Raw genomic sequence first — 17,486 nt, forward strand, 5'->3', positions numbered from 1 at the left:
GTGAGGGATTTACATTTATGCACCCAATAGAATTTAAGAAAAAGTGGCAACTAACTTATAACGAGCTAGCACTTGTCCTGGGTTATGAAAGTGATTTTACTGTCCGTTGCTGGGGGATAAATGGAGTCCATAAGCGCAACCCTCAAAAAGTTGCTTATGTTGCTTGTCACCTTCTAGATGAAAAATGGTCATCTGAGGGGAAACAAATAGATTCTTACCTTTGATAATTTATATCAGCGTGTCTGCTAGACACCTATTAGACACATAAATAAATAATTTGACCAAAGCTAGAGTGCGGGGTAAGTCAAAGATTTATTGATGGTTATGCACAAGTTTTCTATTTTTTCTGATACCCCGTTATAAGTCAAATGTCCGCCAGACACTCCTAATTAATTACTTGAAATAGGTGAATACTATGCACCCAATAGAATTTAAGAAAAAATGGCAGTTAACTTACGACGAGCTAGCACTTGTTTTAGGTTATCAAGGTGATTATACTGTTCGTTCCTGGGGTACGAATGGAAGACACAAGCGCAATCCTCAAAATGTTGTTTATGTCGCTTGTCGCCTTCTAGATGAGAAGTGGTCAACTCAGGGGAAACTTGTGGATTATTATCTTTGACTATACTTTTTTAAACTAGGATTATTCACCCCTTCAGCAATTATTTATTAAGCGGGTGCTTGACCGGAAGAGGCAAACGAGCCACGCAGTGGCGATGTGCGTCTGAGGTCAAGCACCTGCAACTTATTTAATCCGTCAAAAAATTGGAGATTGCCGATTGGAGATTGGAGATTGACTGCACCCACCTTTCTATGCAGCATTATGATAGGAGATTGTAGATTTCAGATTTATTCCGCCCACCAGGGGCGGGGCTTGTACCAAATTCAATCTGCAATCTTCAATCTCCAATCTCCAATCTTCTCTGTCAATCTCTTGAGCCAAGGAAGTAACATAATTAAAGATGAGAAATTATGGAAGCGAACAGGCCATGATTACTAAAGAAGAAATTACCATCAAAGTCCCCTCCTTGGTAGCAGAGGCATACCGCAATGCCACCGAAGAAGAACGGGAACAATTGCAAGTTAAGATTGCGGCAATTATGCAGTCTCAATTTACAACTCCAAGACTTGAGGCGATTGCACGTTTAAGAAATACGATGGATAAAGCTAGCCTTGAAGCACAAGAGCGAGGATTAACGCCTGAAATCTTAGAATCGATTTTGGCATCACCGTGCCAAACACTTTTGAAAAAACTGGAGAGTTTAATTACAGAAGAAAAAGATTTTAATTAAGAAATTATTAATGAATGCAAAGAAGGTGAGTGTTTATTAAACTTATTAACGTCTAAGATTTTTTTATTTTCTTCAGGCCACTCTTTGTTACTTGACTTTATTCAGTAGCATCGCTTTGTTGTAAATACTTGAGAATGCCACTAGCGATCGCATCAGCCATTTGATTATGGTAATTTATATCATTCAATCGTAAGCCATCCTTTGGGTGATCAATAAAACCTGTCTCTATTAAAATTGCAGGTACACTGTTATTCTTAAGAATAAAAAAACTGGTCGATTTAAGCCCTCTATCTCTCAAGCCGCTAATATTCTGAATAATGGTACTGTGAACTACTTTGGCTAGACGCTGATTCTTGCCAAGATAATATGTTTCTATTCCATCGTGCTTTCCATCAAAGGCATTCGCATGAATACTAATAAATAAGGAAGCGCCAACCTGCTTTGCTTTCTTTACCCTATATGACAAGCTGTCTCTTACGCTACTTGCAACAAAATTGTCATATGTATCCCGTGTTAGCACGACTTGAACACCATGTTGCTGCAAAATTTCGGCTATCTTTTTGCTGATAGATAAATTTACATCGTCTTCAAGAACAAGACCTTTCGTTCCAGCGTCTGGGAGTAAACCATGTCCGGGATCAACTACTACTACAATTTTTTTCTGGAGTGTTAAAGATGAAGGTGGCAAAGGTACTGATGAGGAAAACTTACAGATTTTTCCCGCTTGTTGCCAAGTAGGAAGTTTTAAAGTCTCACGTATATCAGCTCTATATGGTATATAGCCCTGTAACCAATCACAGGCTTGTGTTAATAGTTGAGCTAAGTTTTTTACTGAGCGTATATAAGCATAATTATGAAAAGAAGTAGTAAGGATATTCTGCCCATCTGGGCTAAAACTAGCTTTACTAACATCAGGCCAATTAGCAAGTTCCCGTCCTGACAAACTCCATACTCTAGCAGTTTCATCAAGAGAAGTGGTGAGAATGCGTTTTCCATCAGGACTAAAACTAGCAGTGTTTACAGTAGCTAAATGTCCCTGCAAGGTAACAATTTCTTGCCCAGACGAACTCCATAATTTAGCAGTATTATCAATAGATGAAGTGACAATATTTTGTCCATCCGGGCTAAAACTAGCACTGTTTATCATACCCAAATGTCCTTGCAAGGTAGCAATATTTCGTCCAGATGTCTCCCAAACTTTGGCTGTGTTGTCATTGCTCGCAGTAACGATGCGTTTTCCATCTGGGCTAAAACTAGCACTATTTACTATGCTCTCATGACCTTTCAAAGTAGCAATATTTCGTCCAGATATATCCCATACTTTGGCTGTCTTATCATCAGCAGCCGTGACGATGCGTTTTCCGTCTGGGCTAAAAACGGCGCTATTTACTATGCCTTGATGACCTTTCAAGGTAGCAATTTCCTGTCCAGATAAATCCCACACCTTAGCTGTCTTGTCAAGAGAGGCTGTAACAATATATTGAGAATTAGGGCTAAAATTGCCGCTATTTACTATGTCTTGATGACCTTTCAAGGTAGCAATTTCTTGTCCAGATAAATCCCACACCTTAGCTGTCTTGTTCAAGGAGATTGTCAGAATGTGTTTTCCATCTGAACTAAAATTAGCGCTATTTACTATGTCTTGATTTCCTTGCAAGGTAGCAATTTCCTGTCCAGATAAATCCCACACCTTAGCTGTCTTGTCTAAGGAGATTGTCAGAATGTGCTTCCCATCTGGGCTAAAAGTACCCAGATATCCTTGCAAAGGGAGCGGTTGTACTAACCAGATACGAGCCGAGCCATCAGAAGTGATAGTAACTATACGTTTTCCATCTGGGCTAAAACTGGCGCTATTGACGGGATTTACATGATTTAAGTTAAGGATGTACCGTCCAGATAAATCCCACACCTTAACTGTATTATTTGGGTCGGAAGTAGCAACGATATACTTTCCATTTGGACTAAAACTATTGCTATAAACATTGTCTTGATATCCTAATGCAGCAACAATTTCCTGTCCAGATAAATCCCACACCTTAACTGTATTATTTGGGTCGGAAGTAGTAATGATATATTTTCCATTTGGGCTAAAACTGGCACTCTTGACACTATCCTGATGTTGTAAGGTAACGATTTTTCGTCCAGATATATCCCATATACTGGCTGTCTTGTCATCAGCAGCAGTAACGATATACTTTCCATCAGGGCTAAAACTGGCACTATTTATTACTACGTCTTGATATTTTTTTAAAGTAGCAATTTCCTGTCCAGACAAATCCCACACTTTGGCTGTCTTTTTTGTAACATTCTTGTTAAAATCATCAGGTTTCTCTTCTCTAGCAGAAATAGTAACGATATACTTTACATTTGGGCTAAAACTGGCACTCTTGACACTATCCTGATGTTGTAAGGTAACGATTTTTCGTCCAGATATATCCCATATACTGGCTGTCTTGTCATCAGCAGCAGTAACGATATACTTTCCATCAGGGCTAAAACTAACACTATTTACTATGCCTTGATGTCCTTTAAAAGTAACAATTTCCTGTCCAGACAAGTTCCACACCTTGGCTGTCTTATCATCAGCAGCAGTAACGATATACTTTCCATCAGGGCTAAAACTAGCACTATTTACTATGCCTTGATGTCCTTTCAAAATAGCAATTTCCTGTCCAGACAAGTTCCACACTTTGGCTGTCTTGCCCACAGTAGTGAGAACATATTGCCCATCAGGACTAAAGCTAGCACTGTCAACAATATTCTTCTCTTGCAGTACTTTTGGTTGTGGCATCTTTTCTAGGATCGTCTGTAAAGCTAAAACTGGACTAGTAGTCGGATACTCTTCCAGTTCTTCCAGATGATTATCGTCTACTAATTCTTTTAACTCTTTTCCATTTCCAATCGCAGCTACCAAAGTTTTCACAGACTCAGACTCAAATTGCTCTAGGTTTATAATTCCTTTTTTTTCTAATTGTGTACTTTTTTTGGCTAGCTGCACCTCTCTAATAATTGATAGGATAAAGATTCCAGATACCACTGCCCCTACCAAAGTTATCCCCAACACCACTGTTCCAATGCGAATGCGTTGATTGGCTTTACGGTAAGCCTCTGATAAAACCTGCTTTGCTTGTTTTTCTACTCGCTGTTCTAACTCGGTGCTAGCATCTATAAATTGATAATCCAAATCGCTTAAACTTTTATCTTTCCGCCAATTTTTTGCCTCTTCTAATGCTTGACCACGTAACAGTCGTGATTCATCTTGGCGATTACTAACTAGCCATAATTCTATTAATTCTGCATACGGTCGTAAATTTGCTAAAGCTGTGTTCACCCAATTCAGATTAAAGACTGACTGGTAAATGCGGTTATAAACTTTTAAATAATTTTGTTGCTTGACGATTAATCCTGATAACCGCAGTTCTATTTGTTCAGAACTATCATCAGCTGCAACTTCTCCCTGTTGTAAAATTTGCTGATACAGTCCTAACAACCTTCCTGCTCTTTTTTCATTGCTCAAAATACGCTCAGATATCGTCCGCAAATGCTCAGGTTCATCCTGGGTTTCCCAATTTTCGATAACACGAGAGCGCACTAAGTTTTCTAGCCACAACATCTCATTACTATCTGATTGAGGGGGAGATACAAAGATAAGTTTACAAAGCTTCTGGGTGAGAAAGGGTTGGCCACCAGTCCAAGCTAATACCTTTTGTAGCATTAGCTGAGGATTGCTGACTTTACTTGCCAATCCTAAAACTAATGGCTGTGCTTCTTCCAAACTAAAACCAGATAGCTCAATTGCTCGACCGATATTGAAAGGCGTGCGCTTTTTGTCTTCAATTAAATCTGACGGTGTTGCTACCCCCAAAAGTGTAAAAGTGAGCCGTCTATATTGTGGGTTATCAGCACGCCGATTATAGCAGTCTCGAATGAAAGCAAAAAAATCGTCAGTCCCCACAGTATCTTTGAGGTTGAGGACACCATCGATTTCATCGATAAAAATAACAATATTCTTATCAATTTCTGACAGCAGTACCTCTTCAATAAATTCACTTAACCTCTGCACAGGAGAAAGATGATCGTGTTCAGGCCACCAACTCCGCAAATTAAACTTTTTTGAAAGCTCAAAACTGCTGACCAAAATGCGAACAATCCCTGCATACCACTGGTCTGGTGTTACTTGCTGGCTGCCAATTCTAGTTAAATCAATTGCTGCACAGGCAAAGCCCTTTGCTCGCAGTCTTTGCATAACTTGTACCCGCAAGCTAGACTTGCCCATTTGCCGCGAATTCAGTACATAGCAAAACTCTCCTGCCTTCAATGCTTCATAAAGGTCTTGGTCAGCTTGCCGCACAATATAAGTAGGAGCCTTAATTGGTAAGCTCCCCCCGACTTGATATTCATAGGCTGGATTTTGTGCTGTGTTCATATACAGAGAAACAATAAGATTTTCGTTATAAAGAAGCCGCGCGCTCGCGGAAATACTGAAGGTATAAATTGAATCTGGGTAAAACGTTATTGTTTTCTAGCTCCACCAATCCCATACTTTTTAATTTAAAAGCTTGTATTGGCTCTAACTGTACTGGTGTAATTGTTGCAACAATTTGTTTCATTGCCATTGCTAGGTCGGAATGTTGTTTCAGATTCCACCAGTGTCGTCGCAAATGGTCGCCAAAAGGCCCAGCATCTGTAGGAGCAACTTGTAGTAATTCCTCCAGTGTGGTAGCTTGCCGCGCAATGCGATAAAGTGCTACCCGTACCAAGTAGGGATGTCCTCCCACCATTGCCATCAGTTGTTCAATTTGGGTAGAACTCCAATTTAGCCCATGTCTACGTGTTAAATCTTGCACTTGCTCAACGTTAAACTCCGGCAACTCAATTGATAGCCCTACATTAAAAGGCGACTGATTGATATTCATTGGGATATAAACTTCTGTTGAATGAGCTATTATCAATCGCAATTTCTTCCAGATGCCCCCATTCTTTGCCTCCTCATGCCAAGCACGCAGGAGTCCAAAAAAGTCTGAAGCAATTTCAGGGTGTTGATATACTAGATCTACTTCATCCAAACCCAAAGCTAAGGGTTCGCTGATTTGTGCTAGAAGATACTCCTCAAAATAAGCTGTACAATTATCTTTACTGCCAAAAATATCGTCCCAGTAATCCGCTAATCGATTTGGTATTCGCAGTTTTCGACCGACAATAGCACAGAACCAGCGCAAAAATTGATCTAAGTCTGCGAACACTTTACTATCTGCTAGTTGAAAACTCAATGATACGGCTAGAAAACTTTGTTGTGAAGCTTGATGAAGAATACGTGCCATCAGCGAAGTTTTACCCATTTGCCGAGGTGCTTTGATGCGGATCAGAGAACCAGACTTCAAAATAGCTTCATAGCAGTCAGACTCTATGGGAGAGCGTTCCACATAAAATAGAGAAGCTAAATCCACCTGCCCTTCGGGTAATTCTGGTTCTGCAACTGGTAAAGGTGGGGATTCTGGGCTTTCTACAGCAGGCGGCGTTGTTACTAGCTCATCTTCCGTCAAAGTAGGCTCACGACCTTCTGCCAGAATTGTCAAAATTTCTTGCAAAATCTTGGGTGTATCAGCAGATGATTTCCACTCTCGCTGTTGAATTCTTTGTAAATAACCCCGTAAATCATAATTTAGTGGCGAATTCAAAGGGAAATTGATGCGAATTGGCAAAATTACTGGTTTATGGTCATGACGTAAATCTTGCAACTGCTTCACCCGCCTGACTTCTTCTGTCACCATTTCACTGGTTGCAGATTTCTGAGATAACAATAGCAGAAAGTAATCAGATTGCTCTAATTCTCTATCTATGCGCTCTGGCCAGTTTTCACCCAGCCGAATACTTTCTCCAGCCATAAATGCTTCATATCCAGACGCTTTTAACGCTTCATAGAACTGTTGAGCCAGCGTAAAATCTGGGTCTTGGCTGCGGTAGCTGATAAAAACTTTAGTGTTTTTACTGGCTGATTTAACTGTTGACCATTGTTGTTGCATTGTTTCTGCAGAAAGAACTTGCTCACCTAACTCAGGCCATGCTGTAGTCAGCACTTGAGTAGGAATAATAAACGCTGCTTTGGCTGCTGCTCGCTCCATTTCCGCCGCTACGGCCATTCCTGCTACGCCCTGTAGCTGCTCATCCCATATTGGCGCACCACTGAAACCAGGCTCTAATGCGTAACCTTGTTGTTTTATATCCTCCAGTTGCACCCAACCATTGGCAAGTCCGGCTCTGATTTCACCAGCAGCCCAAACTCCATTGGACTGGTTCTTGGGAAAACCCAAAACTCGAAAAGGATGCCCCCATAATTCTTCTGAAGCTACCAATCGTGCTGGTTGAGCAGTATTAGGAGGAGAGCTTGCTAATTCCAATGCTGCAATATCTTCAGCAAACTCATTAGGATTAACAGGTCGCCAGAATACTATCCTGGCTGTGAACAGTTGTTTCGCTGCTAATAAAGGAAAATCCAAGCGGATTTCTGCATTAGGCATTTCAGCAGTGTTTCTGGCAATTCCTAGAGCATCTGCTACCACATGGGCGCAGGTAAGAATATTTTTCTGGGAAACTAAAAAGCCAGCACCAACAACCTTGCTATTGTTTGAGTAAATCCTGACAACTGATGACTCTAGGGGTGTGGGCATCTTACGACTCTCGTTTCCACTTTAAAGTAATTTCATAATTAACTTCGCCATTGCCAGAAGCGATGACTGCTCCAAGTTCTGCACTCATTTTGATGCCAAACTTGACTTCTACTTCGTCCGCAGGCTGATTAAGACTATTTACTTTAGTCATAATGACATTTGCTATGGGCTTAACTTGTTCCAGAGCAGACTCAAAAGTTTTTTTAGCTTTTTCAAGGACTTCATCTCGCAAACCGATACGCTCATCAGTTAGTCCAGGCTCATCCACTTCCACAAGAATCGAGTCGCCATTTTCCAAAGGAAATTCTACGATACGCTTCACAGGCTTACCCCTCTACAAAATTTTTTATAAATCATTGTTTTTTAGCTTTAAACTCAAATAAACCTTATATCAACATCTCATGTTGATACCTATACAGGCAAATACATAGAACTACTATCGTTGGGTCTAGCGTGCAAATACCTACTGGTAGTAGAAACATTAGCGTGGCCCAAAGTCTGCTGCACCAACCCAATATTCGCTCCACGTTCTAGGGAATGTGTAGCATGGGCATGACGCAACCAGTGAGGTGACACCTTCGCATCCAACCCCGCCCGTTTCGCCGCCGCCGCAATTATCTTATTAATAGTCTTGCGGTCGAGATGTCCCTTGCCCTTGCGACTACAAAATACCGGGTCACTATCAGCTGCATTCCCCCGCAACTGCATTAAATTATCCCAAATCGACTTGAGCGGCAACACCGATCGCGTTTTACTCCCCTTCCCCAACACCGTCACCTGTCCACTGTCACCTCGTGGTGCTAAATTCTTCCACTTAAGGTGAATTGTGTCGCTTTCATTCTCCCACACTTCCACATGGCGTCACTGTGCCAAAAAAGATTTTTTGTACGAATCGAAAAATTCAAGTGCCTGAAACGACGATTTTTCGTTCAAACTCGATCAAAACTAGCAGCATAATCATAGTTTTTTCACCAAAAAGCGCTTCTCGAAAGGCTTACCTCATCTTACTTTCAGCCTTAGAGTACAATTAACCCGGTTTAGAGCGGGTGATGCCGTCCCCCACACCACCCGCTCTAAACGAAGTGTCCCCAGTTCGTCGGGGCCTCACGAATTGCTTAATTTAGTCATTTCACAATTTAGTCATTCAGTAATGACTAAATTAAACAATTATTGCATTATATAAAAACGTCATTTAGTATTAATGTCTTGACTAACTTGCGTATTGACGCTAATTCTTTTACAAAAAAACAATAGACAGGTCAATGTTGATTCTTACGTGTACATCCCTTTCCGGTGGTCAGGGTAAAACCACTACTGCTATTCTTTTAGGCAGAAGGCTTGCTCAGTCAGGGCAGCGGGTGTTGATGGTTGACGCTGACCCTCAATCCAACCTGACTTTTTATCTTGGTCATGAAGTTGAAGAAAACCAGCCTACGCTTCTGGAAGTCCTAAAAAAACAGGTGAGTACAGAAGATGGTATCTATGAAGTGGGTGAGAACCTGTGGCTCATTCCGGCAGATGACGGGCTGGATAAAGCGCAAGAGTTTCTATCCAGTAGCGGCATGGGGGCGATTGTTCTCAGCAAGCGATTAAAAGAAGTCGCTGATTTATTCCAATACTGCATCATTGATCCGCCGCCCCAGCGATCGCAAATTTGTCTGACGGCGGCGGGGGCGGCTGACCATATTATCATCCCGGCGGAAGCATCATCCAAAGGGGTAAATTCTCTCATCCGCACCCTTGCCTTGATTGAAGAACTTAGAGAAATTGATGCTTTTTCAGGTGAAATACTGGGCATCTTGCCTTTCAGAGATAAGTGGGTAGGGAATAACCAGGTAGCCCAAAGCAAGACAAGCATTGAAACGATGCGAACAATTGCAGAAACCATCCCTGTCTTACCGTCAATTCTAGAATCAGAACAATTCAAAAAAGCGATTGATAAGGGTGTAACCCTGTCCTCCCTCGGCTTTACCCAACTCGAAGCCCCCTTCCAGCAGATTATCGAGGGGTTACAGAAAAATGTCTGATGTTTTTGACCGTTTGAAAAAAAAGGGGGCGCGTCCCACCGTGCCAACTAGAGATACATCTCTGGTCAAAAAAGAAAATACAGAAATAGTTAATGACCAAATGACTGAATTTAGTCATTCAAAAAATACAGAAGAACAAGATTCCGCTAATAGTGAAGGGCTAAAGGACAACCCCACTGTTTCCCCTCAAGAGCAGCAAAGCGATTTACCGCAGACTGTCCGGCGAACCATCAGGCTGGAACAGGACATAGACACTGAACTAGATGTTTTTTGCACCGCCAAAAAAGTTACCAGGGACACCTTTATAGAAGCTGCCTTTATCGTTTGTTCTCAAAACGAAGAATTGATGCAGGACATATTAGAGGAAGCCAAAAAACGGTATCAGCAGCGCAAGCAGGCGGGCGAGCAACGGAAATTTCAGACAATGGCGAAGAAAATTAATACCTAAACGGTGTGTCTTTAGTTGTCCCCTTTGCACAAAGGCAAGCCATTGTTTCTGTTTGTTTGCATCTGACGCGAATTCTGATGTCAGAGCAAAAGGGGATAAATGAGGAAATCAATAATTACTAAATGACTAAATTCAGTAATTTGGTCATTATGTCTTTGTTGTTAAAAATGCGAAAAACCGAACCTTGTACTCGTCATCAACAGCAATCAAATGGGGCGGGCAGGGGAACGCTGCGCTAAACAGGCAAGGGGCAAGGCGCAAAAAATCCTGGTGATGCCCCCTGAATTATCACCGCGCCTTGCCCCTTCTGCCCGTTTTCCCCTACCCTGAGTTAAGCAATGCTCAAGTCAAGATGCTGAATCCACGACACATACCGGATTCAAGGCTCATCCGCCTCAATCATGAAATCATAATCCTGCCCACCATAAAAAATACCGTGGATCATCACCCTGTCACTTTCTACCGAAAAGGCAACGGTGACACGCTTGGCATAACCAACGACCCGTAACCCTGGACGCAAATCATCACGCTTCGTTCCGCGTTCTGGAAAGAGGGAAAGACGCTGGCAGAAAGCAACAATGTCGCTGATGTAACGCTCTGCCCGCTCTTCCCCGCTATGATCCGCAATATAACTGTAAAGCGTATCAAGTTGGCGCTCGGCGCGTGGCGAGAAGATGACATTATATTGTTTCATCTAGCCGTTTGCTTGGGTCGTGCGCTTGCGGTAATTGGAGCGGACACGCGCCACTATATCTTCTGCCGGAATACCCAGGCTTTCATCCGCCTTACATTCGTCATAGCTCTTGACAACTTCTTCGTGCAACCACTTCTCTAAAGCTGCATCACGCGCCTGAAGGGTGCGAAGCCCGTCGCGGATGACTTCGCTTTCTGTCGCATACTCGCCCGAACTGACCTTGGCTTTAACCATTTCCATCATGTCATGCGGCAACGTGATGCTAAGGGGCTGTGTGGTTCTCATAAGATATTCTCTTTCCTGAAAGGATTTTCTCACAGTGTATGATTAAATCATACACATATCTATAGGGCGAACCAAGATATTATTAAGCCCAGCTTATCGCTGTGCAAAAATCCACCGATAAGATTTTCTGATTTTCAGGGGAGCGGGACGGAAAACCAGGCGTTGAGCCTGCTACGCTAGGAAAGTGTAATATCCCAGCATAGTCTTAAAGGTGTGAAAATCAACGGATTCGGCCAAGCCGAAATACTGAAACCTGAAGAAATATCCTTGCTGTTTGGTGAGGGTTTTGTCAACCCGCGCGATCGCGCTCTGTTCGGTGTCTGCCTCTATGCCGGAGCCAGAATCAACGAAGTCTGTACCCTGCTCAAGGGCGATGTGATCACGCCTAGAGGCGTGAGGCCGAAGTTGATTATTCGCAGTTATAACACCAAAGGCGGACGCGACACGCGGGAGATTCAAATTCACCCCATCCTGAAAGACTACCTTGAAGCCTACGCCCCACTTATCAAAGTCAGGGGCAAGAATCCGCATCTCTTCCCTGGCAGGCACGGACTGAACCACATCCACCAAGCCAGTGCCGACCGGCTGATGAGAGAAGCCCTGCAAAGGGTAGGGTTAGAGGAACGGGGCATGAGTACCCATTCTTTCCGCCGAACCTGCTTAACGGCTATGAGTGATGCAGGGATACCCCTACGGCACATTCAATCCATCAGCGGACACCGGAGCCTAGCCGCCCTGGAACGCTATTTAGGTGTGACTGACCAGCACAAGGAAAACGCCATTGCCGCCCTGGATTTTGGGCAGACTGTCAGCCCCTTTTAAGCTGACGATGTTTCGTGTCCCTTGCCTTTATTAGGCGTTAGTTGGATGCGGGAGCAGATATCGTTACGATAGCGAAATTTGCAGGTCATGCATCGCCAAGTACTACAAGTAAATACGATAGGCGTGAGGAAGCGGCGAAAAAACGGGCGATTGATTTGCTTAATGTGCCTTACAAGAGACGTTAGATACCTGTAGCGACCTGCAATTATAAATCCCCCAACCTGCAATCAAGCTATTTTCAAACCAGGATTATTTGCAACTATAATTTCATTTGAACCAGGATTAATTGCAACTGAACCAGGATTAAATGCAACCAGCCTGCAATCATCCGTTTCGACCAGGATTAATTGCAAATAAGCTCAACACCTTACTATGACTGAGTTTTCAGTATTGGCAGGAGTTGGTCAAAAAACTCATTTCAGAATTTGATAAATTAACAATGAAATATTTACCGAGTTTTTTTACTTGAAAAACAACGGTTTAACGTTCCGAAAGCCTTACCAATGCGGCAGTTAAGAAAACGTTCGTTTTTTTAACTTTTATAGTTGCATTTAATCCTGGCTCAAAGCGATGATTGCAGGTTGGTTGCAAATAATCCTGGCTCAGTTGCATTTAATCCTGGCTGAAGCACAATTATAGTTGCATTTAATCCTGGTTTGTAAATGTCTTGATTGCAGGTTTGAGCGATTAGTATTGCAGGTCGCTACAGATACCACGGCTGTGTTACAAAAACTAGTGTCACTAATATTAAGCAATATTTCGCCAACGGTATCAGCAATCGTACAGAAAGTTATGCTAAGGCTGTAACCCTTACTGGATAAGCATTCTGAAAATCGATATTTTTCGCAATTCTTGATGTACCAATTAACCTATAGATTATTTGGTACAGCTTTTTTGTACGGCACAGTAAGGATTTGAGGCTTTGAAATTTCAGACAGATCAATTGGTACAGGTTTATAAGAGGGGATGCCTGCGGCGGCAAGCTACGCAATATTCAAAACGGCTAATCAATTCCTTAGCGTAAGTTTCTATTCGACTGCTCATTTCACCCCTATTACTACAAGTAAATATGATCGGCGTGGGGAAGCGGCCAATAAACGGGCGATTGATTTGCTGAATGTGCCTTATGGTAGGCGGAATAAGCGTTAATTTTCTCAGATACAAGAACGCTTGTTTCGCAGTTGTCATGCGCGGTCGTAATTACTTCAAACGCTCTTGCATAATTTCCCAATCAACCTCTGATAGCTGTAAGTAGGTATCACCGTGCCAAAACGGGAAAATTGTACGCTAAGGGTAAAAGCCATGCCCAGCAAGCATCTTAGCCCCTCTCTTTTCTACAGCACCCGTGAGCGCCTGTTTACGGGGTGAAATGAGCAACCGTACAGAAAGTTACGCTAAGGCTGAAACGATTACTAGATAAGCTTTTCAGATTTACTTCTCCAACGCCGATTCAGAGCCGGACTGCCTGTGACGTTTGACAATATCATTGACAGTTGTCTTGCTGAGGTTGAGTTTTTCTGCAATTTTGCGGTAAGAGTACCCCTGTTGCACCATCTGCAAAACTTTGGGGCCCAACTTATCTGCTTTGAGCCTTTGTCCTGGCTGTCTGCCAAACTTTTGACCTCTTGCTTTAGCCGCAGCCACCCCCGAACGCACCCTTTCTCGTACCAAATCCCGTTCAAATTCAGCCAAAGATGCCATTAGATGGGCAATTAGCCTGCCTTGGGGTGTATTCAAATCAAATTGCAATCCGGTTTGAGCAATTAAGGAAACATGCCAACTATGGAGTAACTGCAACGTCTCAATCAGGTCAATAGTGCTACGTCCCCATCGGGTCATCTCCGTCACCAAAATTGCATCAATACTATGACTTTGAGCTAACGCCATAACCTTTTGTCGCTCAGAGCGGTTGTGTTTAATTCCAGAGGCTGTTTCCTTCCAAACACCAACTACCTCAAAACCACAAACAGCAGCATACTCTAATAAGTCCCGTTCTTGCCGCTCACAAGACTGGTCAGTTGTTGAAACCCGACAATAAATGGCAATTCTTTGTACCAATTAAACCCTCTGGATTTTATAGGTCTCAAACCCGTACTGCACCGTTGCAATTTATTGTACCAAATAACCTACACTTTAATTAATACGAAGTAGGACTTATGAATGGGATTCCTTACTCTTGAACAGCGACAACGCTACGGACGCTATGAGTCGGAACCAACGCCAATGCAATTGGCTCGCTACTTCCATCTTGATGATACGGATTTTGATAGTGTTCTAATTCGACGTGGAAATCAAAACCGCCTGGGTTTTGCCTTGCAGCTAGTTAGCGTCAGGTTTCTGGGAACTTTTTTGGAAAATCCCATTGATGTTCCGCTTGGTGTAATAATCCACGTAGCCACTCAGTTAGGAATCTCAGATATCGAGTGTTTGCCACGCTACCTTGAGCGTTCCGTAACCCATTGGGAGCATCAGGGTGAGATTCAACAACTTTATGGCTATCGAGATTTTAGCGGGCAACCAGGACACTGGCAATTGGTTCGTTGGCTGTATGGACGTGCCTGGGTTGGTTCCGAGAGTCCAAGTGTTTTATTTGACTTGGTGACAGCAAGGTTAGTTGAACATAAAATCCTTTTACCTGGAGTTACAGTTCTGGAGCGTCTGGTTGCCAGTGTCCGAGAGCGGACGGCGAAGAGGCTGTGGCAAATTTTAGCCAAAATTCCTTCAAAGGAACAACGCTCAAAGCTTGAAGCCTTACTAGTAACCGATGAGAAAACTTGGTACACACCACTCGACCAATTACGGCGATCGCCAACTCGTCACAGCGCTCCCGCTTTGGTCAATGCTTTGAACCGTCTAGTTAAAGTGCGTTCCCTTGGGATCAACGCCTTGAATTTCTCTAATATCCCAGCCAGCAGATTAAAAGCTCTTGCCCGCCATGCAGCAACAATTCGAGTTCAGGCAATTGCCCGTATGCCGTTTGAGCGGAGAATTGCGACTCTACTTGCCTTTATTCATACCTTGGAAGCTCTTGCTGCTGATGATACCCTCGATGTGCTGGAATTGTTGATCAAGGATTTACTCGCCAAGTCAGTGCGGGATGGAAAAAAAGAACGGTTACGCACGATCAAAGACCTGGATGCGTCAGCTTTGCGATTGGGTACAGCCTGTGCAGTTATACTTGACCCCAATTGTGAAGATAAAAGCGTGCGTGAAGTTATTTTTCAACTTATTCCTCAAGAGAAGCTACAAGCTTCTGTGTCAAAGGTGGAAGAACTAGCTAGACCACCAGAAGATGACTATTACCCAGAACTGTTGAAGCGTTGGACAATTGTTCGCAGATTTCTCCCCTCACTGCTGCGGACAATTGATTTTCAAGCAACCAAAGCTGGTCAATCAATTCTTAAGGCTGTGGAATTTCTCAAAAGTATTGAGAAGAAAGCAAATCCCTTGATGGATACTGCTCCACTCAATGGCATTACTAAAGGCTGGCTGCAATTAATTGTACAACCCAATGCAGATATCGACCGTCGCGCTTACACTTTCTGTACTTTAGAGCGATTATGTGAGGGATTGCGCCGTCGAGAACTGTTTATCACCCCTAGTATCCGTTGGAGCAACCCCCATGCCAAGTTACTGCAAGGTTCATATTGGGAATCAGCCAGACCACAAGTCTGTCGCGCACTAAACCTACAACCAACACCCGCAGCGGAACTGTCCAAGTTGAAACAGCAACTCGATGAAGCATTTCATCGTACTGCTAATAATCTGCCCAGTAATGCAGCAGTAAGGGTCGAACCTAACAAAAAAGGGCGTGATACTTTAACAGTAACCAACCTGGATAAGTTAGAAGAACCTGCCAGCTTGAAGGCTCTCAAAATACTGGTAGCAGAACTACTCCCCCGTGTGGATTTGCCAGAAGCCCTACTGGAAATCCATGCCAAAACAGGGTTTATGGATGAATTTAACCACGGTAGTCAGGATAGCTCACGAGTAACTGATTTACACATTAGTGTCTGTGCAGTGCTGATAGCTCAAAGTTGCAACATCGGGTTGAAGCCAGTTACCCGTGCAGATATCCCAGCCCTAACTCGTAATCGACTGGCTTGGATACAACAAAACTACCTTCGTTCTGAAACCTTGAAGAGTGCTAATGCGCGGTTGGTTGATGCTCAAACTCATATTCCATTGGCGCAGACTTGGGGTGGGGGAGAAGTCGCATCAGCAGATGGATTGCGTTTTGTGGTGCCTGTACAAACACTAAATTCAGGCCCAAATAGCAAATATTTTGGTCGGGGTCGAGGTATTACTTACTACAACTTTACTTCAGACCAGTTTACAGGTTTTCACGGTTTGGTGGTTCCTGGAACGCTGCGTGACTCCCTGGTTGTGCTGGTCGGGCTTTTGGAGCAACAGACCTCTCTTCGTCCCAAGGAGATCATGACTGATACAAGCGGTTACAGTGATGTGATATTCGGTCTTTTCTGGCTACTAGGCTATCAGTTCAGCCCCCGACTGGCTGATGTAGGGGAGGCTCGCTTTTGGCGTTTGGACTCTGAAGCCGATTATGGCGTTCTCAATGGAATAGCACGGCAACGGGTCAATACCTCTTTTATTGAGAATTATTGGGATGACATGCTGCGAGTTGCAGGTTCTTTAAAGTTGGGAACGGTGAGCGCAACAGATATTATGCGAACTTTATACCGAGGTGAAAAACCTTCTGTTCTGGGTCGGGCGATTGGGGAGTTGGGGCGTATAGCCAAAACTTTGTACCTATTAAACTATGTCGATGATGAGGCTTATCGTCGTCGAATTTTGACTCAACTAAATCGCGGTGAAGGACGGCACGGACTCGCTAGAGTTATATTTCATGGTCAAAAGGGAGAGTTGCGCCAACGTTACCGAGAGGGACAAGAAGACCAACTTTCGGCTTTGGGGTTGGTCGTCAATGCTTTGGTACTATGGAATACATATTATATGGATGCTGCACTTAGCTCTATCGGCTCCCAACAAAGCATGAATCTTGAGGATCTAGCGCGGCTATCGCCTTTGGGACATTCTCACATCAATATGTTGGGACGTTATCATTTCTCTTTGCCTCTTGCAGTTATGCAGGGGGAAATGCGTTCGCTGCGCGATCCAAAAGACCCTAACGAACAGGATGATTAGAATGCTTGTGTGGTATGCGTTTCAGCCTTAGCGTAACTTTCTGTACGGTTGCTCATTTCACCCCTTTACCCTCAATTGATTGGT

General features: G+C 43.3%; 15 protein-coding genes and 1 pseudogene. 8 read left to right on the top strand and 8 right to left on the bottom strand.

What is annotated here, in order from left to right; genetic code table 11:
* Nucleotides 1-17: 17 nt before the first annotated feature.
* Together GJB62_RS34870 and GJB62_RS34875 are read left to right on the top strand one after the other, a co-directional pair.
* Nucleotides 18-224, top strand: coding sequence for a hypothetical protein (locus GJB62_RS34870; RefSeq protein WP_114085516.1), 207 nt, complete (start codon nucleotides 18-20; stop codon nucleotides 222-224).
* A gap of 191 nt (nucleotides 225-415) precedes the next feature.
* A complete protein-coding gene (locus GJB62_RS34875; protein WP_114085517.1) occupies nucleotides 416-622 on the top strand; it encodes a hypothetical protein in 207 nt (68 codons plus the stop codon).
* Nucleotides 623-669: 47 nt separating this feature from the next.
* Here the strand turns inward: GJB62_RS34875 and GJB62_RS34880 are convergent, their stop codons facing one another.
* Nucleotides 670-822: a hypothetical protein gene (locus GJB62_RS34880; protein ID WP_159402687.1), complete on the bottom strand. Its 153-nt coding sequence runs from the start codon at nucleotides 820-822 to the stop codon at nucleotides 670-672.
* 140 nt (nucleotides 823-962) lie between these two features.
* Here GJB62_RS34880 and GJB62_RS34885 point away from each other — a divergent pair, with 140 nt between their 5' ends.
* Nucleotides 963-1,292, top strand: coding sequence for a hypothetical protein (locus tag GJB62_RS34885; protein WP_245246337.1), 330 nt, complete (start codon nucleotides 963-965; stop codon nucleotides 1,290-1,292).
* A gap of 97 nt (nucleotides 1,293-1,389) precedes the next feature.
* Here GJB62_RS34885 and GJB62_RS34890 read toward each other — a convergent pair whose 3' ends face one another.
* The 4 genes from GJB62_RS34890 to GJB62_RS34905 form a co-directional block, all read right to left on the bottom strand.
* Nucleotides 1,390-5,718: an N-acetylmuramoyl-L-alanine amidase gene (locus GJB62_RS34890; RefSeq protein ID WP_114085518.1), complete on the bottom strand. Its 4,329-nt coding sequence runs from the start codon at nucleotides 5,716-5,718 to the stop codon at nucleotides 1,390-1,392.
* A 25-nt stretch (nucleotides 5,719-5,743) separates the two neighbouring features.
* The gene (locus tag GJB62_RS34895; protein ID WP_114085519.1) at nucleotides 5,744-7,960 is read right to left on the bottom strand and encodes an AAA-like domain-containing protein; all 2,217 of its coding nucleotides are present in this window, start codon (nucleotides 7,958-7,960) and stop codon (nucleotides 5,744-5,746) included.
* 1 nt (nucleotide 7,961) lies between these two features.
* Nucleotides 7,962-8,282, bottom strand: coding sequence for a CU044_2847 family protein (locus GJB62_RS34900; RefSeq protein WP_114085520.1), 321 nt, complete (start codon nucleotides 8,280-8,282; stop codon nucleotides 7,962-7,964).
* 89 nt (nucleotides 8,283-8,371) lie between these two features.
* A complete protein-coding gene (locus tag GJB62_RS34905; RefSeq protein ID WP_258551495.1) occupies nucleotides 8,372-8,809 on the bottom strand; it encodes a tyrosine-type recombinase/integrase in 438 nt (145 codons plus the stop codon).
* Between the two features lie 413 nt (nucleotides 8,810-9,222).
* Between GJB62_RS34905 and GJB62_RS34910 the strand changes: the two genes are divergently transcribed.
* Together GJB62_RS34910 and GJB62_RS34915 are read left to right on the top strand one after the other, a co-directional pair.
* Nucleotides 9,223-9,987, top strand: a complete 765-nt coding sequence (locus tag GJB62_RS34910) for a ParA family protein (RefSeq protein ID WP_114085522.1) — start codon at nucleotides 9,223-9,225, stop codon at nucleotides 9,985-9,987.
* A complete protein-coding gene (locus GJB62_RS34915; protein ID WP_114085523.1) occupies nucleotides 9,980-10,435 on the top strand; it encodes a hypothetical protein in 456 nt (151 codons plus the stop codon). Before GJB62_RS34910 ends, GJB62_RS34915 begins: the two co-directional genes overlap by 8 nt.
* Nucleotides 10,436-10,814: 379 nt before the next feature.
* Here GJB62_RS34915 and GJB62_RS34920 read toward each other — a convergent pair whose 3' ends face one another.
* Entirely contained in the window at nucleotides 10,815-11,129 is a 315-nt protein-coding gene (locus GJB62_RS34920; protein WP_114085524.1) for a type II toxin-antitoxin system RelE/ParE family toxin, read from the bottom strand.
* Entirely contained in the window at nucleotides 11,130-11,414 is a 285-nt protein-coding gene (locus tag GJB62_RS34925; RefSeq protein WP_114085525.1) for a type II toxin-antitoxin system ParD family antitoxin, read from the bottom strand. It lies immediately after the preceding gene.
* Between the two features lie 213 nt (nucleotides 11,415-11,627).
* Here GJB62_RS34925 and GJB62_RS34930 point away from each other — a divergent pair, with 213 nt between their 5' ends.
* Together GJB62_RS34930 and GJB62_RS37855 are read left to right on the top strand one after the other, a co-directional pair.
* Nucleotides 11,628-12,236, top strand: a complete 609-nt coding sequence (locus GJB62_RS34930) for a tyrosine-type recombinase/integrase (RefSeq protein WP_114085526.1) — start codon at nucleotides 11,628-11,630, stop codon at nucleotides 12,234-12,236.
* 41 nt (nucleotides 12,237-12,277) lie between these two features.
* Nucleotides 12,278-12,421 (top strand): annotated as a pseudogene (locus GJB62_RS37855) (integrase); the annotation flags it as partial.
* A gap of 1,246 nt (nucleotides 12,422-13,667) precedes the next feature.
* Here the strand turns inward: GJB62_RS37855 and GJB62_RS34935 are convergent.
* Complete coding sequence (locus GJB62_RS34935) at nucleotides 13,668-14,294, bottom strand: recombinase family protein (RefSeq protein WP_114085527.1); 627 nt, start codon at nucleotides 14,292-14,294, stop codon at nucleotides 13,668-13,670.
* A gap of 102 nt (nucleotides 14,295-14,396) precedes the next feature.
* On the opposite strand from GJB62_RS34935, the gene GJB62_RS34940 reads away from it, so the two are divergent.
* Entirely contained in the window at nucleotides 14,397-17,402 is a 3,006-nt protein-coding gene (locus GJB62_RS34940) for a Tn3 family transposase (RefSeq protein WP_114085528.1), read from the top strand.
* The last annotated feature ends 84 nt before the right edge of the window (nucleotides 17,403-17,486 follow it).

This window comes from Nostoc sp. ATCC 53789 (assembly GCF_009873495.1).
GTDB classification, from domain to species: domain Bacteria; phylum Cyanobacteriota; class Cyanobacteriia; order Cyanobacteriales; family Nostocaceae; genus Nostoc; species Nostoc muscorum_A.